Origin of the sequence: Methylobacterium sp. V23 (genome assembly GCF_002917135.1) — a bacterium.
In the GTDB taxonomy this organism is placed as follows: Bacteria; Pseudomonadota; Alphaproteobacteria; order Rhizobiales; family Beijerinckiaceae; genus Methylobacterium.
The window spans coordinates 1-18,893 of sequence record NZ_PDHT01000054.1 but is presented as its reverse complement, the minus strand read 5'-3'; the positions used below and the strand labels follow the sequence as shown (position 1 = coordinate 18,893).

18 protein-coding genes are annotated in these 18,893 nt (G+C 61.4%); 7 read left to right on the top strand and 11 right to left on the bottom strand.

Annotation, left to right across the window (positions count from 1 at the left end; genetic code table 11):
• Positions 1-187 precede the first annotated feature (187 nt).
• The gene (locus tag CRT23_RS25785) at positions 188-565 is read right to left on the bottom strand and encodes a VanZ family protein (RefSeq protein WP_245436594.1); all 378 of its coding nucleotides are present in this window, start codon (positions 563-565) and stop codon (positions 188-190) included.
• Positions 566-1,238: 673 nt separating this feature from the next.
• Between CRT23_RS25785 and CRT23_RS28165 the strand changes: the two genes are divergently transcribed.
• Positions 1,239-1,607: a PilZ domain-containing protein gene (locus CRT23_RS28165; RefSeq protein ID WP_146056523.1), complete on the top strand. Its 369-nt coding sequence runs from the start codon at positions 1,239-1,241 to the stop codon at positions 1,605-1,607.
• Between the two features lie 10 nt (positions 1,608-1,617).
• Here CRT23_RS28165 and CRT23_RS25775 read toward each other — a convergent pair whose 3' ends face one another.
• The 5 genes from CRT23_RS25775 to CRT23_RS25765 all read right to left on the bottom strand — a co-directional run bounded on the left by CRT23_RS25775 (position 1,618) and on the right by CRT23_RS25765 (position 4,616).
• Complete coding sequence (locus CRT23_RS25775) at positions 1,618-1,950, bottom strand: hypothetical protein (protein ID WP_103712394.1); 333 nt, start codon at positions 1,948-1,950, stop codon at positions 1,618-1,620.
• Positions 1,947-2,186: a DUF768 domain-containing protein gene (locus CRT23_RS25770; RefSeq protein ID WP_103712393.1), complete on the bottom strand. Its 240-nt coding sequence runs from the start codon at positions 2,184-2,186 to the stop codon at positions 1,947-1,949. Before CRT23_RS25770 ends, CRT23_RS25775 begins: the two co-directional genes overlap by 4 nt.
• A 926-nt stretch (positions 2,187-3,112) precedes the next feature.
• Positions 3,113-3,286, bottom strand: coding sequence for a hypothetical protein (locus tag CRT23_RS28740; RefSeq protein WP_181017475.1), 174 nt, complete (start codon positions 3,284-3,286; stop codon positions 3,113-3,115).
• A gap of 256 nt (positions 3,287-3,542) precedes the next feature.
• Positions 3,543-3,914, bottom strand: coding sequence for a hypothetical protein (locus tag CRT23_RS28160; protein ID WP_146056522.1), 372 nt, complete (start codon positions 3,912-3,914; stop codon positions 3,543-3,545).
• Positions 3,915-4,139: 225 nt separating this feature from the next.
• Complete coding sequence (locus CRT23_RS25765; protein ID WP_103712392.1) at positions 4,140-4,616, bottom strand: PAS domain-containing protein; 477 nt, start codon at positions 4,614-4,616, stop codon at positions 4,140-4,142.
• A gap of 221 nt (positions 4,617-4,837) precedes the next feature.
• Here CRT23_RS25765 and CRT23_RS25760 point away from each other — a divergent pair, with 221 nt between their 5' ends.
• A complete protein-coding gene (locus tag CRT23_RS25760) occupies positions 4,838-5,290 on the top strand; it encodes a BLUF domain-containing protein (protein WP_103712397.1) in 453 nt (150 codons plus the stop codon).
• A 456-nt stretch (positions 5,291-5,746) separates the two neighbouring features.
• Here CRT23_RS25760 and CRT23_RS25755 read toward each other — a convergent pair whose 3' ends face one another.
• From CRT23_RS25755 to CRT23_RS25735, 3 genes are all read right to left on the bottom strand, one after another.
• A complete protein-coding gene (locus CRT23_RS25755) occupies positions 5,747-6,670 on the bottom strand; it encodes a BLUF domain-containing protein (RefSeq protein WP_103712391.1) in 924 nt (307 codons plus the stop codon).
• A gap of 31 nt (positions 6,671-6,701) precedes the next feature.
• Entirely contained in the window at positions 6,702-8,414 is a 1,713-nt protein-coding gene (locus CRT23_RS25750; RefSeq protein ID WP_280952018.1) for an EAL domain-containing protein, read from the bottom strand.
• A 2,167-nt stretch (positions 8,415-10,581) separates the two neighbouring features.
• Entirely contained in the window at positions 10,582-10,770 is a 189-nt protein-coding gene (locus CRT23_RS25735) for a hypothetical protein (RefSeq protein ID WP_146056521.1), read from the bottom strand.
• A gap of 202 nt (positions 10,771-10,972) precedes the next feature.
• Between CRT23_RS25735 and CRT23_RS25730 the strand changes: the two genes are divergently transcribed.
• The 4 genes from CRT23_RS25730 to CRT23_RS25715 all read left to right on the top strand — a co-directional run bounded on the left by CRT23_RS25730 (position 10,973) and on the right by CRT23_RS25715 (position 13,000).
• Positions 10,973-11,584 (top strand): plasmid pRiA4b ORF-3 family protein, encoded by a 612-nt coding sequence (locus tag CRT23_RS25730; RefSeq protein WP_103712387.1) that lies wholly within the window; start codon positions 10,973-10,975, stop codon positions 11,582-11,584.
• A gap of 100 nt (positions 11,585-11,684) precedes the next feature.
• Positions 11,685-12,038, top strand: coding sequence for a VanZ family protein (locus tag CRT23_RS25725; protein WP_103712395.1), 354 nt, complete (start codon positions 11,685-11,687; stop codon positions 12,036-12,038).
• Positions 12,039-12,095: 57 nt separating this feature from the next.
• Positions 12,096-12,260, top strand: coding sequence for a ribosome modulation factor (locus CRT23_RS25720; protein ID WP_103712386.1), 165 nt, complete (start codon positions 12,096-12,098; stop codon positions 12,258-12,260).
• Between the two features lie 170 nt (positions 12,261-12,430).
• The gene (locus tag CRT23_RS25715; RefSeq protein ID WP_103712385.1) at positions 12,431-13,000 is read left to right on the top strand and encodes a DUF2147 domain-containing protein; all 570 of its coding nucleotides are present in this window, start codon (positions 12,431-12,433) and stop codon (positions 12,998-13,000) included.
• A 362-nt stretch (positions 13,001-13,362) separates the two neighbouring features.
• Here the strand turns inward: CRT23_RS25715 and CRT23_RS28735 are convergent, their stop codons facing one another.
• On the bottom strand, positions 13,363-13,524 hold the full coding sequence (locus CRT23_RS28735) for a hypothetical protein (protein ID WP_181017476.1): 162 nt from the start codon (positions 13,522-13,524) through the stop codon (positions 13,363-13,365).
• A 461-nt stretch (positions 13,525-13,985) separates the two neighbouring features.
• Positions 13,986-15,458 (bottom strand): chromosome partitioning protein ParA, encoded by a 1,473-nt coding sequence (locus CRT23_RS25705; RefSeq protein WP_103712383.1) that lies wholly within the window; start codon positions 15,456-15,458, stop codon positions 13,986-13,988.
• A gap of 869 nt (positions 15,459-16,327) precedes the next feature.
• Here CRT23_RS25705 and CRT23_RS25700 point away from each other — a divergent pair.
• Positions 16,328-18,559, top strand: coding sequence for a HEAT repeat domain-containing protein (locus CRT23_RS25700; RefSeq protein ID WP_146056520.1), 2,232 nt, complete (start codon positions 16,328-16,330; stop codon positions 18,557-18,559).
• The last annotated feature ends 334 nt before the right edge of the window (positions 18,560-18,893 follow it).

Sequence of the window (18,893 nt, the reverse complement as noted above, 5' to 3'; positions counted from 1 at the left end):
CGGAAAGCCAAAACAGATCTGCCATCGCCGCCTCCATGCTGCAAACGGCGGCTCTTGATCACAAAACAATAACGCTCGCAACGCCTTGGTTCGGTTCACATCCTAGACTCGCAATATCAGATGCTTAGCAATTGCGACTTAGGGCCTACCCACGACAGCACCCACGATGTGGACGTGAATCAGTCCTCTAGGCGCACACTTGGGCCGGCCTAGAAGCAAGGCGGCTGATCACGAATGCCCCGGCAACTCCCATGATGGCTTTGACCGCCTTCACGGCGAAGTCAGCCACCCGACCATGCCGAGAGGGATCAAGCATCTGGGATGCCTCTAGGCCGCCGGCTGCCATGACGATCAGCACGCCAACCTGCCAGCGGTGCCGAGGGTAGCCAACCGCGAAGAGGAACCCAATGAGAGCGAAGGCACCCAGCCGCTCTAGCGTAACGGAGAAGCCTGGCGGATGCGGCCGGTACTCGATTGGGCAGACGGTGACGAAGACCAGGGCGGCGAGCAGGAGCCAGGCGAGAACGCGGGCAGATTTGATCATCGTTTTCAGGTCGGTCCGCATGCAAGGCTGTGTGACGCTTCATGCAAGCGGTAAGTCGGCAACATTGAGGTGGCTCTAACCAAGCCGGTGCAATCTGTTCGGCAACGATAGGACTGCACCATGTTCCCCGCCCTCGGCCGGCTCTGGACGGCTCTCAAAGCCATTCTTGCAATTGGCTTAATGGCGATACTGTCCCTGCACACGGCGAAGATCGCAGAGCGCAAAGGCGTGAACCCCTTCACTGCGGCTCTCGTCGATCCAGTCACAACGGGATCAATCAAAGCGAGCCGGGTTCATCGATAGCGCTTCAGAAGCGCCCTTCGTCACCACCCTGGAGCAACTTCTCGATCGTCTCCATGCCTTGTGACCGAGCCTTCCCTTCGGATGGATGATCGCGGTCTGAGCGCTGGATCAGCTTGCCATGCTTTCGAATGGCCCACTGCCAGATCCCTTCACCCTTGGGTTCGGGGCGACCTCAAGGGTGAAGGGATGAGTGTTGATCGTCTGCTCGGTCATGCAACAGCTATGACACCCAAAAACAGCGCAGGACACTCAAGAGGATTAAGCAAGCTAAGTCCGGAACGGCGCTTCACAGGATTGTGAAAAGCGGCTGTGCTTTCTCGGTTGATCGTTGCTCAGCTCAGTAGGAGCGTCCTGCGAAGCTGCATCCCGCAAATCTGCGGGTTGGACTCACATGTACGATGATGACTCGGACCTCGTCCTGAGAGCGCCACGCGCTGAGACCAACTGGATTGCGATGATACGCACGCTGGAGGGCGTGGAAATACCTTGCAATGTGAAAGACGTCTCTAAGACTGGAGCGCAGATCGGCGTACCTGCTTCTTGTCCGCTGCCAGATGTATTCATGCTCAAAATCATCGGAAAAGACATTGTCTTTCGGGTCTCCCTTGCGTGGCGCAAAGGCAACTTCGCCGGTGTCCATATCGAGCAAATCGGCAAGCTTGCTCCGAAGGTCGAACGAGCCCCTGAGCCAAGGCAGCAGACGGTAGACGCCTCCTACAAAGCGATTGGAGTACGTCGAAGCCGCATGTCGAGTTTCTGAGCTTCCAGGATCAGCGGGCCGGCGTTCGACAGGACGGTGGCGTATCGATTGCGCATGACGGCGGCGCCTCGCGGTAGATCCTCACTAAGGGCGGCTCTTCACCATTCTCGAGCGCGTAGAGGCGTTCGTCCTCGACGTAGGCCCAGCTCTTCTCGTCCGAGTGCTCGGCTTCAAGGAACACGCCGGATCGACAGCCCCAGCCGTGTTGCCGAGCGATCTGCGCCTGCTCGTAGCTGACGGAGAAGTAACCGAACTCATGAAGCTCGCGGTCGCGGCATAGGATCTTGCCGTCGTCCGTGAGGATGTCGCCTGGCTTAGCGCTGGCTGGAATGTCCGTGGTCATTCGCTTCTTCCGTGGTTTGGATGAGTTGGCGGTTGGATCGCCGCATGGATCAGATCACGGAGCAGATCAGGCGCCAACTCCGGGTCGTCTTGTGGGATCTCGGCCTCCCGCGAGGCGGCCGTCAGGTGCTCGGCAATCTCCGCGACGCGCGCTTCGATATCGCCACCCTGGTCAGGATCGGTCTGAACGTTTGCGCTGATCCAGTCGCGAACGAAGTTGGATGGGTTCTCGGCCATGGCGTTCCCTGTGTCAGGATTAAAACGCATCCCCGTCGAACTAGGTTCGAATCTGCGACGAAGGCCGCACGGCCATTCCTGATTTGCTGTCCACTGCTGTCCATAGATGTCCATAGTCGCCCATATAATAAAATTAGGATTTTCTATTGAAATCAATAGTAATATATGGCATATATGGGGTGTGATTAGTTCGTTGCGTGTTCGCTGTGTTGCTTGGGCGGTAGAAGCGTAACGAGCGAGGGGGCCTCTTCATTGAGGGCGACGTGGCCAGTCCAATAGCGATCACCCTGGCTCCGTGGCCCTCGCCGCTTCGGCGGGTTTGAGACGGTCAAGCCGGGGAAGGCCACACCCATCAAGCCGCCCATTGCGAGGCGAGGGAAGGACAGAGAATGCCCGATATCATTCAGACCCTCGGCGACTTCGGCGGCTATGCGCTGTCCGTCCAGCGCCGCAACCGGAAGCCGGAAGACAGCAGCTTCGGTGTGACCTCTAGCCCAACCGTCACCGCGTTGACCCTCACGAAGGGCGCGACCGCCATCGAGGTTGCCGTCTCCGATGACGCCTACTTGTCATCCTCGCTACGGTCGGCTGTGACTGGCGGGAGGACGAGCCATGCGCCTGATCCAGGCCCTCCATCACTGGTGGCTCGTCCGAGCAGCCCGCCGCGATATGCGAAGCGCCGCCTACTTCGTCACTAGAGCCGAGAACCGGCTTAAGGCTGCAGGTCTGTCGCTGCCGCCTCTAGGGGACACGGTGGTGCCAAGCAGTCGGATCTGAGGATGAGGATTGTCGTCCACGCCCAACCAGAAACGGGGGGAAGCCGGGCATAGGGGCGTGGACGGTCGATCCTCAAACCGACCCTCAAAGAAAGCGCCGCTCGGGGCGTTCGTTCAATGCAGGGCGCAGATGCCGCGCCTGTCGCGGCTTCACTCGTCCCTCGATCGCAGACCAAGGACGAGGACCGTCACCACGACCGATCCGGCGATGAACAGGGATAGGATAATCTGGTCCGAGGGGTTCTTGGTGAAGGCGTAGGCCGCCACCGGCCCGATCAGGGCGCATCCTGCGCCAGCGACGATGGCTGCCGTCCGTGACGTCATCAGCCTTCCTCACCGCTGACTCAGCTCAGTCTCGTGGGAGGTAACGCCCAGCGCATCCAGTTGGTGCGCTCAGCAATCCGTGGCTGTTCGCCGCCGTTCACCAGTTTCCACGGACTCTATGTGGGTCAAAACGTGAGTAGAATTCGGTAATGAGGAGCTAAGCCAATGACACAAAACGCTAATTCAGATCAGGCGCGCGGACACCCCTTCCGCCAATTCATTTGTGAAAATATCTGTTTTCATTGAATAAGTTTCCTCAGGCGATCAATTTGCCCCAATTTTTACCCCAACACCTGACATGGATTGCGGCGGATGCTTGTGGACAGGTGATCGGCAACGGAAAGCAACGCGCGCTGCTGACAAGCACGCCAGCGAGAAACTCCTTCTGAGCAGTGTCGTCGCCAACAAGCTTCGAGTGGGTGATCCGCGGTTGCCCCTGCAGGCTGCCGTCGCGCTTGATGCTGAAAAGAACTGTGACGTCTGAGCCTACTAACCCTGCAGGGCCGCCGACAGATTGCGAACAGGCGCCGAGCAGTTGCCACAGCCCGTCCAGGGTCGATGCTGGCTCAGCGCGGGCGCCTGGAGCGGCAGCAAACGCAAGCAGTAGGGCGAGCATCAGAGAGCGCATAGGGGTCCGTCGACGATCAGCGAGCCTGTGGCTGAGAAGGCTGAGCCTGACGGAAGTGCCTTCCCGAGATCGACGTCCTCGTTGTCACCGGGCTCCTCGGTCGAGTACCCGGTGTGTCCTTCACCGCCTCCAGAGCCGTCTCTGAGCGCTTGATGCCCCTCATCACAGTGGCCTGAGGCGCAGACGTCATCCTGCGCTGCTCTGACTGAGGGAGGCTGGTTTGCTTCAGGCGAACAGGGCCGTCTCAGCGCTGAGCGGGGTGGCGCAGTTCAAGCTGGTTTGTGTCAGGGGCCGGTAGCGAGCTGCAGCGTCCTGCGACGGACGACCTCTGCGGCGCACCACCTCCCGCTCGAAGGCGATGAAGGCCTCAGGTCTTCCCGCACGATCCAGGATCGCACGCACGTCGATCTCGCACAGGTAGGCTTCGCCCGACTGGCGGTAGTTCAGCAGGACGCCTCGAAAGCGGCCGTCCATGCGTAGGCTGCGGGCAACCATGCGGGTTGCCTCTCGGCTAGTGCCAGCCCTTTGCAGCATGCGGGGCGAGCCGCCGAGCACTTGCGAGGCTGCGTAGCCGCTCATGCGGGTAAACGCAGGATTGGCGTACAGGATCGTCGGACCTGGCCGCTCCAGATCGACGTCGGTGAGCAAGACCGCGACATCGAGCGGCTCAGCCAGCATCTGTACGAGTTCCAGGATGGTCATTGCTGCATGCCCTCCGCGCTAAGGCATAAATCAGGAAGTGTTAACCGGCTCCTCACGAGGAAACACGGCATTCCGGGGTGAGCGGAAGCATATTCAGGAAGTCTTAGCGGATTACGCTCATTTCCTTGGCGTGACAGACCGATCTGGATGCCCTCGGGGGAGGCAGCACTGATGGGATGTTCTCTGCAGCCTGCACCCATTTGCCCGAAGGCGTTATGCTCATGATCCACCAGCTCGTCTACTACAGCCGCAACACCGTGCAGGGCGACGGCCGCGCCATGCTGACGAACATGCGCGAGATCCTCGCTGCCTCCCAGCGCAACAACAGCCGCGACGGCATCACGGGCTTTCTGATCTTCGACAAGACCTGGTTCATCCAGATCCTGGAGGGTGAACGCGCTCAGGTCACGGAGACCTACAACCGCATCGCCAAGGACACGCGCCACTCGACCGCGACGATCATGAACGTGCGCGATGTCCCGGCGCGGCTGTTCCCGAACTGGACCATGGGTGGAGCGATGCGCACGCCCGAGGTGCAGGAGGTCTATCTGCAGCATGGGTTTGGTGGCCCGTTGGAGCCGTCCCGCCTCAAGTCCGATCAGATTGTCCGGCTGGCGCTCGACCTGCAGGCTTTCGAGGTGGACCGGCGCCAGGGTCAACGCTTGGCCAGCTGAAGGATTGCGGATCCTGGGGCACTCAGCGCCGGGATCCGTCCAGATCCTCTGCTCAGATTGATCGATTGATTTGAGCCGCACGCGCCTGCCTCACGCGTCCAACGCCTATGCGCTTCGATCCATTTGCGGCCACCCTCGCGTTGTCAGGCTTTGTCGTCGTAGCGGGGGCACCGAGCCCGCGTTGGGACACCATCGGCGTCGGTTTTACCTGCGGGATCCTGGCTCTGCTGGTCGGATTGCGACCCCATCGTCGGGCAAGGAGCGCACCCGTATCAACCAGCCTGAGCGTGGTACCTCCTTCAAGCCCCTCCGTTCAGCCCTCTGCGTTCAGGCGCCCTGAGGCCGGCGTCTCCTCAGTTGAGCCCCATACGGCGCTCATGATGCCTGTCCAGGATATCAGACGAGGCTCCCAAAGCGACCAGCCTTAAGAGCCTCATTTGGCGTCCCAACACGCTGTCAGGCAACAATCCGGATCGATGCACCCGACGAGCTTTGGTCCTGCGTCGTGACTGCCTGCGGTTCCACGTGATCCGAGTTCCTGGTTACCTCTGCAGCCTCCTGGCTCATCAGGGCTGCGAGGAGTTGTGCACGCTTGGCCCAGAGATCCCGCTCTTGCCGAAGAGCATCGGACTGCTCCTGCTGAACGGCGAGACCGATACGCACCTCATCGAGTTCGCCGCGTAACGCGGTCGTGAGCTGGCGCTCCTGTGCCAGGGCGATGCGCAAGACGCTGAGTGCCGCTTTCGACGTTGTTTCGACCGGGTCTGTGTCCTGCGATTTGGACTGAGCGACAGATGGAATAGCGATCGGCGTCGGCGCAGTAGCTGCCGCTGTGTGGAGTGTCTGTACCGGCTGGGACAGCTCCTCTCGAACCCGCTGCACGTCCCGTTCGTAGCCTGATTTATCAGCTGTCTGAGGCGCCTCCCGCGGGGCGCTCGCCACCGATGGCAGACCTTCCTCCTCCAGCACGAGCCCGTGCAGCATGGCGAATACGGCATCGCCGTCGAGCCGGGAGAGATCGAACCCACTCGTGGCTGCTATCCCCTCCCAGCGGGCTCGACCCGTGTCGGACTGACCGACGAAGGCCATCGACCAGTTCGCAAAGCTGCGGCTCTCAGCCAGGCCACACTGCAGCACCGTGACATCGCCGTGGCGGGGATCGCACTGGATGCGTTCGAAGGTGCTCTCGACGCCTTGCTGGGGTCCTTCCAACACCTGGGCAAAGGCACCCGCATTGAACATCAGAGCACCCGTGACACCGACCCGGTCGTTGTTGCGCTGAGAAGCAGCAAGGATCTGCGACACCTCCTGCGCGATCTCGGCGTCCGATCCTTGCAGGAGGTTCTTACTGGCATAAACGAGGCGGTAGAGGTCACTCACGACGACAGCTCCGGGGAGGCAGAAGGTCAGATCAGTAGGTCGGAAGGTCGGCGGAGAGGAAGGTCAGGACCTCAGAGGCTGAGACGGGCTTGCTGATAAGATAGCCCTGCACGTCGGTGCAGCCCTCCGCCCGAATACGTTCCATCTGGTCGGCGGTCTCGACGCCCTCGGCGACGGTCGTCATGCCGAGGCTTTTACCTAAGCCCGCGATGGCGCGAATGATCGCCTCACCGTCGCGCTTGCCCGAGAGATCGCTGATGAAGGAGCGGTCGATCTTAATCTTGTCGAAGGGAAAGCTGCGCAGGTAGCTCAGTGACGAGTAGCCAGTGCCGAAGTCGTCCATCGACACGCGCACGCCGAGTTCCCTCAGGCGATGCAGGGTCTGCAGGGTCTTGTCGTTCTGCTGCAGCAGCACGCCCTCGGTGATCTCCACCTCCAAGCGGGTGGCCGGCAGTCCCGAGGATGAGAGCGCCGACATGACCATCTCGACGAGGCGCTCGCTTTTGAATTGCGCTGGCGAGACGTTGACGGCGACGGAGAGGGGAGCAGGCCAGGTCACCGCATCACGGCAGGCTTGACGCATCACCCACTCGCCGATCGGCACGATGAGGCCGATTTCCTCAGCCAACGGAATGAAGTCGAGGGGCGAGACCATGCCGCGCGTCGGGTGCTGCCAGCGGATCAGTGCCTCGCACCCCACCAGACGATTGCCCTCCAGCTGCAGCTGCGGCTGGTAGTGCAGCCGGAACTCGCGCCGAGCCAGAGCTTGGCGCATATCGAGTTCGAGCTGGCGCCGCATCTGCATGCGGGCATCCATCTCGGGCTCGAAGAAGCGGTAAGTGGCTCGCCCATCAAGCTTGGCCCGGTAGAGCGCCAGATCGGCGTTCTTCAGGAGCTTGTCGGTATCCAAGCCGTCGTTTGGCGCGAGCGCAACGCCAACGCTGGCGCCGATGGTGAGAAGATGCCCATCGACCATGTAGGTTCGACCCACAAGATCGACGATGCGGCGAGCCAGCGCTTGGGTGTCGGAAGCCTCTCTCACGCCAGTCTGAAGGATGACGAACTCGTCACCGCCAATCCGCGCAACCGTGTCATTAGGCCGGACGGTCGAACGTAGGCGATCGGCCACCTTCTGCAGCAGGGCATCGCCCATCGGGTGCCCGAGCGTGTCGTTGACGGGCTTGAACCGATCAAGGTCGATGAGCAGGATGGCACAGGCTTCCCCGCTACGCTGGAGGCGCCCGACCGCTTCCTTGAGGCGCTCGCGTAAGAGCAGGCGGTTCGGCAGTCCCGTCAGGGGATCGTGCCGTGCCATCTGATCAGCCTGGACCTCGGCAGCACGGCGAGCTGTGACATCCTCGAACGTGATCGCCCAGCCTTGATCCGCAACGGGGTACAGGCTGACATCCAAGAGATGATGTTGGAGCGTGATCTCGAACGAGCTGACTGTGAGCTGCGCAAACGCGCGACGCAGCTGAGAGAGCACGTCAAGCCAATTCCCTCCGGCACTGTGGCGAACGGCGCGCAGGACCTGCCGAACGGAGGATCCCTCCGAAATTGCAGGACCACGATCGTCAAGAAGTCGCAGGATCTGGCCGGAGGCGAGGATGATCGTCCCGTGCTGATCGATCAGCAGCAAGCCGTGTCGTACAGAGTTCAAGTATGGCAGCAGCGTTGGCAGCGCCGCGGCAATACTCTGGCGGACAGAGTGCTCAGGAGCATCGTCGTGCCCAGACCGGGACAAGACACGGAGGGTCGAGAGCATGGCAAGAAGCCTCAAGGCGCACCCGACCTGCATGCAGGCACACACGGGCGATCAGAGTGGCACCCTAGCGCGAGACAGCTAAGTGTTTCTTAAATTGCCTTATTCGCTTTTGCCACTCGCCGATTTTTTAATTGTCGCACAACGTTTCCTGACGCTTTTAGAAGCCAGGAAAACGGTTGGATACCCGACATCGTAACCGTCTGTCGCTTGTGGCTCATTATGGCCGCCCGCTGGTGGGTGCAGTGGTTCCACTGAGAGGACAAGGGTGACCTCACGCTTTGGCATCTGAAGGCGTTCGCAGTTGGGATCAACTCGGTAGCGGAGAAGGTTGCCCAGATTTGGAGGGCATATCTCATGTCCGAGCAACACAGGCCGCCATCCGATCCTATCGGCCAAGGAGCACAAGCGCGTGCCCATGCCCGAAAACGCGAATGCTGTCCCTATCCAGCCGGCTCGGAGGAGCGCGAAGCTTTGCTAGAGGGCTTTATCGGCTCTCCAAGGGACCGCCCCAGGGATCTGCCGCTGCCTTCTACCTGAGCTGGCAGTTTCCTCCCTCTTCGAGCTTCGGTGATCGAATGGGACGTCGATGGTTCAAAGGATTGCAAAACACAACTCCTCTGATGGAGGTTTCACATATCAAGTTCTCATCCTCTCTCCACTTTGCTCCCGGCATCCTTCGTCTCGGGAACGTTGCTTCTCTGTGCCTTTGCTCTTCACGGCACCGGGATCTTCGTCACGACTGCTGAAGCGGATCAGCAAACTATCAGCGAGGATGTGGCGGAGTGAGCCTCGCGGCAGAAACTCAGGGCGCGGTCGTCCTCAGAAACCCGCGCCCTGAGTGATCCTTAAGGTCGACCCACCAGGTGTACCCGACGACCGTGCGCCGGTCGCAGAGACCGCTATGAGCTGTCATCAACGCGAGATCTGCGCCGAACCCGGTGGCTGCCAGTTGTCCTGGATCCGCTGACCTGCAACAGCGTTCCGCCTCAGAGGATAAGCCGCCATGATTCAACGCTCGTGGATCCGGCGCTTTGGTCTTGCACTCACGGCTCCATGCGTATTGCTGGCGTTCGCGCTGGCCGGTCACGCCGTCTGGGAAGCTCGGCCTCTTCCTGCCTGTCTTTCAGGTGGGCTCGACCCCCTCCATCCCGCTCAAAAGTGTCGACGTGTGACCATGATGGGTGGCGTTCCCGTGACTGGGGCTGTTGGAAGCTCTTCCCTCAAGGTGGTTGAGCAGGGCAGCGTGTCTGGGATGCCGGATCTGCGTCCTGCGGGGCTGGCCGTCGTCTTGGCTCTGGTGATCTATCTCGCGAGCTGGGGGATCGACTGGTTATCACGACGCCGCACTCGCCTGACGACCTGACGACAGGGTGAGGCATGCTGCCCCACGGCGCTTGCGTCACCTCGCTAAACGGCTCGCCATGGCTGAGCATGGCTGGATGACTGATCTCGCTGTCCTCATCATGCTCTCGGGAGCCTTTGGCGCTGTCGCACTGATTGGCGCTGCGCACCCCAAGGTCGAGCGTTTCGTCAGGCGGCTGTACCTCCGCTGAGACAGCCAGAGCGTCCGTGATGGCAATGCGAAGCGCCTGCCCCTCTTTGCCCTCGGTGGTCACGAGATAGGCCTGGGCGATGGCCCCGATGGGGCGGGAGGAGATGGGCGGCCGGGTGTCTTCTCTCGGTTCCACGCGATGATGCCCCTTCGATCCACAATGAGAACGGATGAGGAACACGCCACAGGCTGAGGGGTTCGGTCAAGGGAAGGAGGAATGTTTGGCCCGCCCGCCCTCCCTCAAGCCCTCCAATAGCTCAGCGCCCGAGCCTTCGCGTTCACGAGCAGGGCCGCCGCGAGGTAAGAGACCTCAACAGTCACTAACATTAGCACCGTGCCCAGAAGAACGGACTGCAATGGCCGGTGGCTAAGGGCGCCCTCAAGCCCAATGGCAACAGCCAGGACCGACACGAGGATCAGCAAGCCCCGCACCGTGAAAGTCCGGCTGGCAGCGGCTCCAAGAAGGGCGAAACAGAGGTACAACATGGCGTCACCGAAGGTAGGGCCGGTCAAACTACCTACGTATCCATATAGGACAAGTGTTAATAATAGGCATATTTGTGCCCTGCGGTATTAGCTCTGCACTGCAAAAACTTAGCCCATCAGCAGCAACATAATGTTGAATGCAGCCCAGCAGAGAAAGACTACCCATGCCACCGTCGCTGCAAGGCTGAGCGCGAGGAACAAAAGGACGGGTAGGCGCTGCAAGGCATCCAACGCCGCAGCAAGCTTGGTCCGCAACGCAAGCCAGCCCACGGGCGGTTTGGGGTGGTTCGCCTTCATGGCTGGGACTTCGCTCGCCAACATGACGCCTTCCCGACAGTGCCAATGGGTAGCCCCGGGAAGGGCAGAATGAACGCCTTGCGAGAAGAAACCGTTGCGGCAGTTGCAGCGTGGATGGTTATCGCGAGCTAGGGTTACCGGCCTTTGGCACACCCCTAAGGGGCCTTGCGTCCCTGTGCCCTCCCCTGGTTAGCTCCTCGGTATGAGCTACGTGGACCACATCGCGCGCCTGCGCATCACCCTCAACGACACCAAGCCGCCCATTTGGCGCATTGTAGAAGTGCCGCTCACGAGCAGCCTCAAGGGCCTCCATGAGGTCATCCAGGCGGCGATGCCGTTCGAGAACTACCACCTGTTCGACTTCCGCGTAGGTGAACAGCGGTACGCGATCCCGGTCCCTGAGTTCGATGGACCTGAGACCCGTCACGCGAAGCTCACAAAACTCGGAGCGCTCATCGAGAAGGGCTTCAGTGAGTTCGTCTACACCTACGACTTCGGGGATAACTGGCAGCACACGGTGACGGTCGAGGAGGTCACTCAGGCGGACCCAACACTGCCCTATCCGCGCCTCGTTGGTGGCGAGCGGCGGGCACCTCCCGAGGATGTTGGAGGTACCTGGGGGTTCGAGGAGTTCGTTGAGGCCATGACCAAGCCTCGACATTCCGAGAAGAAGGCCATGCTGACTTGGTATGGCGGTCCTTTCGATCCCGAGGCGATGGACCGAGAGACCATTGAGGCTGCTATGGCGCAGCTGGCCAAACGCCGTGCCATTGGACGAGCTGCCTTCGCGAAGGGGCAGCGTCACAACGGCTGAGGTATCCTCGCCGCCCGGTAGCGCGGCCCATTTGAGACCTCTTGGCCTCAAACTTGTTTGCCGCCTTCGTATGGCCGCGCTCTCCCCGCACACCGCCCCTATGCATCGTATCGCACGCCTTCTCGGCTGGCTCGCTTTGGCCTCCCTCATCTTCGTCACGGTCGTGCCCATCGGCTTGCGACCTGTCTCCGGCGCACCTGTCAGCCTAGAGCGCCTTGGTGCCTTCGCTGTGCTCGGCTTCCTGTTCGCCTTCGGCTACCCGAAGCGCCCGGCGCAGGTGCTCGTTCTTGTCATTATCGCTGCTGCCGGGCTTGAAGCGTTCCAGTTGTTAGAGGCTACGCGCCACGGTCGCATGGCGGACTTCCTGGTCAAGGCAGCAGGTGGCGGTATAGGCGTAGCGATTGGATCAGGTCTCGCCGCTCTGCCAGCCTTCCGGCGTGGTGTAGAGGCTTAGTTCTGAGGTGAGTGGCAGAACGCTTGGAGGAGCCTCCACCCGCCCTACTTACCGCCTATGACCAACCCGCCAGACGACAACCTCGACCACTACGCGCTGGGCTACTACGCCCCTGGTAAGGGCCTGCGTCGAGAGGATTGCCCCTATGCGGAAGGCTCCGAAGCGCACGCTCAGTGGACCGCAGGGTACGATGCGGCGGTGAAGGAGAGAGAAGGCGCGTGATGGGGTTCCTCCGCTTCCTTCGCCTTTGGACCGTCCTGTCGGTCCCGGCGGGCATCGTGATAGGGAAGCTGCTGAAGGCGAACCGGAAAGCCACTACGAGGCCCGTGGACCGCTCGTAGAGTGAACCCGCTGGTTCAGCCTTGGTGCTCCTTCCTTGGAGAAGACACTTGATGACGCATTTCCTTGCTCGTGCAACGACCGTCGCTCTAGTCACTGCCGCCGCTGTGTTCGGGTGCGGGCACCCCCATGCGGCACGCGCAGCGGAGCCGTTCGGAACTTGGCTGACAGAGGATGGCCGCGCTCGTATCCGCACAGAGCGGTGCGCTTCGGACAACACGCGGCTGTGCGGGTACGCTGTTTGGGGCAGCAAGCCGTTGGATGAGAACGGGAAGCCAAAGACCGACCGCTTCAACCCGGACCCTAACAAGCAAGCTCGGCTCCAACATGGGCACCAGATGTTGCTCGGTCTAAAGCCGAATGGTGACGGGCATTACGCGGGCAAGGTCTACAATGCGGATAACGGGAAGTCCTATGACGTGACCGTTTGGAGTGATGAGCCTGCTACACTGACCGTGAAGGGCTGCATGCTGGTGTTCTGTGCCTCGCAAGCATGGAAGCGCGTCACAGACATCGCGCCCGGCCAGCTTCAAGGAGCCACCAACGCCCCAGGAGGTCCGCGTTCCGACCTGGAATGGACCGGCAAAGCCGTTTCTGGAAGTGCCCCTTCTAAGGTCCGGTAGGAGCGCACTGACGCAGAAGCGCCAAGCGGCTCAGTGCCAAGGGCACGGCGGGTATTAGGCACTCGGCGATGTGATAAATTTCAGCGCCTACGGTTCACCTGACGCGCGCTAAAGCCCTCTTGACGGCTGTTGCGGTCCAAGCCCCTCCACGTGGCCCTCGGCATTCCAGAGCGTTCAACTGGCGAGCAAGAGCGTTCAAGCTCGTCACAACGCCTGAACGAAGCTTATCTAGCATCGGCAACACCGCCTTGGCTGCGCTGTTCGCCTTGCTCTGTGATGCGGCATGAGCGCAAGCCACGTTCCGCACGTAGGACCGGCGCGGCTTGCCGTCCTCCGCGGTCTGTCCTGCACCTGCAGCCACGTCAGAGTCTGCCAGACTGCTTCCTGGCCTTAGCCCATGAGGCGAACGCGTAGCCACCTCCACTCAGCAGCAATGCGCCACCGATGATGACCAGCCAGATCAGCCCACCGTCCATGATGTCCTTCGCTCCTGCCTCAAAAAAGGAACGCAGCGCATCATCCATCTGTTCGGGTACGCCACTGCACCGTTCGTTAAGGCTGCTGAGAGTGGTTGGGGGAATGCCTCTCGCAGCCTAACCTATGCAGGAGGTGACGTAGGTTGGATCAGACATCATCAGGCTAGCGTGGCTGCGGCTAGGGCCTCAGCAGCGCAACCCACGAGGTGCCTCGATGTCGTTGACGGGTCGGTTCTGGTTCCGGAAAACATGGCGAGGTAAAGTGATCCTCTTGGTCGAAGAGGCCAAGCCGAAGTGGTTCGCCAAGCGCGGTACGGTGAAGCTCCGTTGGCGTGATGCCAAGCTGTTGGACTTCGCTGAATTCGCTATGCGCCCCTTGATGGACATACAGAAGTCACAGCAGAGGCCTCAGACCCTGCCATTAGGCTCCGCTACGACCCCTCGGCCTTTGAGCACAGTGAAGTCTGAAGGGGTGGTGTCTATGCGGACCACCGCCGCCTAAACGGAACTCACTTCGGCCCAGAGGGGGCTTCAGGTGCTGTGCCGTCCTTAGCAGGCTGACCCGAGAGCTGCTGACGAGTTTCAGCCAGCTTGCTCTGGGTGTCCGAAAGCTCCTTGCGAGTGGAGCCGAGGCGGGCCTCTAACTCTGCTACTTCCTTGTTACGGGTCGATACGTTCTCGGTGAGAGTTGCAAGCTGCGCCTGCGCCTCGGCCTGCTGCTTCTTGAGAGTTTCAAGGTCGGCCGCATTGCGCTGACGCTCTGCATCCAGCTTCGACACTGCCGCCTGCAACTCACTGCTCTGAGACGCCAACCGCTCACGCTCAACCTGCGAACTCGCGACCTCCTTCTGAGCTTTATCCAGGCCCGCACGAGCTTGCTGGAGTTGCTGTTCGGCCTGGGTCAAAGCCGAGCTGAGCTTGTCCCGGTTAGAGGTCTGTTCGGCAATCGCCTCCTCAAGCTGCGTGCGCTCGGCGGTGAGCTTGTCGCGGCTGCCTAGTGCCGCCTCTGCCTCCTTCTGAGTGGACGCCAAGCTGGAGCGGACCTGATCGAGCTTTTGGTTGACTTCGGTGACGCTGGCGCTGAGTTGGTCTCGCTCACTCGTCAGGGCTTTGATGGCGTTCTGCATCTCGGTACGCTGAGCTTGAAGGCTATCTCGTTCGGCTTGGGCGCGGGACAAGTCACCTTGTGTTGCCGTGAGAGTCTGACGGGCCTGCTCAAGCTGCTGATTGGTTTGAGTCATGGTAGCAGCAAGCTGGTCACTCTTGGCCTTCCGTTCTCTGAAAGCCTGCTCCGCTTCCTGACGCTGCTTAAGGGCTTGCTCGCTTCCAGCCTTCGCATCTGAGAGTTCCTTCTGCGCAGCAGCGACAGCCTCTCCTGTCTGATGCTGGGCCTGCTCTAACTTCGCGTTATTCGTCGCTTTCGTTTCAGTCTCTTGCGACAAGCTCTTGATGCCGGCACGCAGCTTCGCCTCCTGCTGCCGCGCGGCGTCAATCATGCGGTCTAGGTCGGAAAGCTCGCGTGTGCGGGTTGCGGCGCCCTGTTCGGCTTCCGAGACTGCTTGGCGAAGGGGTTCGAGCTTCTGTGCCTGAGCCTGAAGGTCTGCGAAACGCTGAGCCTCCTGCTGAGCGGCTTTTCCTGCCTCGGCCGCACGCACCTCGGCAGCAGCTTGAGCCTCCTTCAGGGCTGCTACCTGCGCAACTGCCTCTGCGACCAACTCACTTCCACGCCGCCGCTGGGCATCCACCAGAGCGGCCTTCTCCTGCAGCTCGCTCACCGTACCAAGAGCCGTCCGCTGTTTGACGAACTCCTGTTGCAGAGCAATCTGGCTTTCCATCTGGGTTGCAAGCTGCGCTTCATAGGCTCGTCGCTGCCGCCCATGGACCACCGTCACGATCAGCAGCCATAGCAGAAGCACGACAGCCACAACCGCAAGGCTGAACGTGAGTGGACGACGCAGCTCCGAACGAGCATCGGTTGCCATTGCACTGCCTCGTTTGCCCCAGGAAAGCGGAAAGTAACGTTGGAGTGAGCGCGTGGTTCGAGGCAGTCCCGTAGTTAGCTTCCAAGCTGCTGGCCACGCCCAGCTGACGCTGAACCAGCGCAAACGGCGCAGGTTGAGTTTCTACCAGCACACTTGGAGCGCCGTATTGGGAGGTTGTGAGACAGGGGAGGCCTCTTAGGATTCAAACCCTGGCATCAATGAAACCGGTTTCACTTACCTATGGGTGGCCTGGGCCTTCGTCCTCTTCGCAGCCGAGACGATCGGCCTTAGCTGCACGGGCAACCCAGCGGCTCTCCTGGATCAAGTTCTGCAATCATATTCATTATTGGCTGCTACATTTCAAGCGTAATTAGCTTGATGGATGGCCTTCGTAGCTCTTGGGCGACATTAGGCGTAGCGAGCGGAGGAGCCTCTTCATTGAGGGCGGCGTGACCATCCAATAGCGATCGCTTTAGCTCCATGGCCCTCGCCGCTTCCGTGGGTTCGAGACGGTCAAGCTGCCGCCACCGGGCGAGGCAACGACAAACTTCGTTGGCGGGCAGGTAATCGAAACTGCGAGCGTGGTCGAGCTTCGCGAGCCCTACGGATGTACACACAGAGACTGCAAGGTTCCAGTGAAACCGGGTTCACCGAGATTGTAGGGTCCCCATCCGACCCCTTGCAGACCTGAGAAAGGTCCGCTTCCAGACGGCGGTGTGATTATCACCGCTCTCTCATCATTGCCCGCTGGGAGCTATTGTCTCGCGGACCCGTACATAAGGCAGTGACAGCCTTAAGTCAGTAGTGATTGTATTGCCGTATGCCCGGCTAACATCAGCCGTGCGCGAAGGGGAGCTGTGGAATTCGGGATGACACGACAAGCTCCTGATTGGCTGGACTACGAAGCCGACCACTACGCACTCTATCCGATGTTGCCTCTGCTACCGGCCGGACACCCGCGGTGGGACATCTGCCGGTTCGCCCGGGGCGATAGTACCGCCAACTACAGGGGCTACGGCGCGCGTTGGGCCGTAATGGCCGGCCGCTTGTACCTCAAGGGATTCGGTGGATACGCCGAGGATGGGTACGGGCTCGGCCCGCCTTTCCGGACCGAGGGGGCACGGCGGGCGATCGGCATGATCGACGTCCATGAGGTCGACACCCCCGTGCTGGCGACCTGGATCACGTGCGATCTCGTGTGTCCGTCCGGCGAGGCGGCGGGCACCCAGTGGGAAGACTTCATTCCCGAGAGCTTCATCCTGTTTCGTGTCGTGCGAGGGATGGTGATCGCGCAGATGTTGGCTCCGAACGAGCAGCGGAGCCGGGACGCGGATTTCCGCGGCCAGACATCTCTCTTGGACGAGCACCCTTGCGGCGAAGATGCCTCCGATCCGGAAGTCGCTCCCGCGCCGGGGGGAGATCTCGGCAGGGCACTGATCGAACCCGGGGAACACGCCGCGAAGCGGCGGCTTGCCACGATGCTGTGGCGAGCGGGCGGAGCTGACCTCGACGTTCTGATCCCAGCCCTGGCCTCGACCGACGATCCCGACGTGCTGAGATGGATCGGCTACGCGTTTTCCAGGATCGGCCCGGTCGCAGCGTGCGCGATCCCGGGGCTGATCCGCGTCCTGGCCTCCACCTCGGACGTGGACGTCGCGAGGGCCATGGCATACGCGCTCGCCGGCATCGGGCCGGCGGCCGCATCAATCTTCGCAACCACGATTCCGATCATCGAGGCCCGCTGCGATCGGAAAGCCGAAGATCAGATCCTGCATTTCGTGAATCAACTAGAGCCGGCCGGCCAGGAGATGATCGAGGTGCTGATCCCCGGCATGCTCGCCTCCCGGTACGCCGGCGTCCAAACCAGGATCGCCCACGTTCTCGGCGAGGCGGGCCTTGCCGCGGTTCTACCGCTCTACACTGCCTTCGTGGCCGCCGACGACGACCGGCAGCGCTCCGTGCTCGCCCGTGCGCTCGGTGAGATCGGACCGGATGCCGGCTTGGCTTTAACCATCCTGCTGAACGGGCTGCAGCAGGCCCGGGATGACGATGTCCGCGCTATCATAGCCGAGGCCGTGGCGAAGATCGGTCTGAGTTCGTCGGCCTCGCTCCCCGTGCTCCGCGTCGCCTTCCGCTCCACAGCGGATAGCTGGGCGCTCGGGCGGATCGCCGATGCGGCCGCAAGCCCCGGGAGCGAAGCCGTCTATTTCCTCATCGAGGAGTTCGAGGCCGCAGGTACGCAAGCCAAGACCGCGATCGCGAGGAACCTCGGCGAACTCGGCCCGAGTGCCGCCCAGGCCGTCGCTCCCCTCGCCGGGGCTGCAATGGATTCGGACGACAACGATCTGATCAAGACGGTAACCGGAACCTTGATTAAGATCGGCGCGCCTGCCGATACCCTCTTCACCGTCCGGATCGCGGCTCTCCAGTGCGATCCCTATGGATACCGGACCAAGGACGTGCTCGCGGAGATGCAAGTCGCGATCGCCTCCGGACTGCGATTGCCCGACCGGGACGTCCGAGATTTGGTGACGCTCTTGGTCGCGATCGGGGAAAGCCCTAACGGGCGGTCGCTCGTCAAGATGCTTGGATCAATCGGCAAGGCGGCGGCCGAGCCCCTGCTAATCGCACTCGACCAAGTCCGAGATCGAGCGACACGTCTTGTCCTCCTCCATGCCCTCGGACAGATCGGCTCGCCAGCCGCGTCCGCGCTGGACGATGCTGTGGCGGCCTTGGCCGCAGCGGAGACCGATTGCGAGCGCCTGCAGATCGTGGATGATCTCGCACGCATGGGCCGTCCCGACGAAAGGCATATGGCGACCCTCGCGCAGGTGCTGGTCCGGTCGTCGTTCCTGCCCGTCTGGTGGCGGCTCGGTCTCGTTCTCGCAAGGTTCGGTGCTCCGGCTGTCCCCGTTCTCGTCGGCATCCTGGACCGGGCGACGGACGACGGGCAGCGCCGCGCGATGGAAAACGCACTCCTCGATATCGCGGTCTATGACGCCTCGGCCGGGACGGCGTTGCTGGCAGCTGTCCGGGCCGCGGCAGGGCCTCGGACACGACAGGCGATCCAGGCGGCCTTGAACCGGTCACTTCAAGGCTGACGAGTGAGATCCGGAACGGATCGCGCTTCATTTTAAAGGAGGCGCGGATCAGATGTCGGCAATCTTCGATCGTACATATTCGTTCCGCTCGACGTCCGCTGTTGTGCATTGCGCGAAGAAGCTCGAACGACCGGATAGGGTGGTCTTCTGCCGGTCTGCTTACGGACGGTACGGGCATCGAAGCGGACATAGTGAAGTTTCGAACCTATTGACCAAGCCGGAAGCCGGGCCTGATCAGATCGAACCCCTCGCATGAAGGCCGAGAAGCCGGTGCAGGATGTCGCCCAGTTGCACTGCCGAGTACGGCTTCTGCAGTAGCTCGAACCCGTGCGTG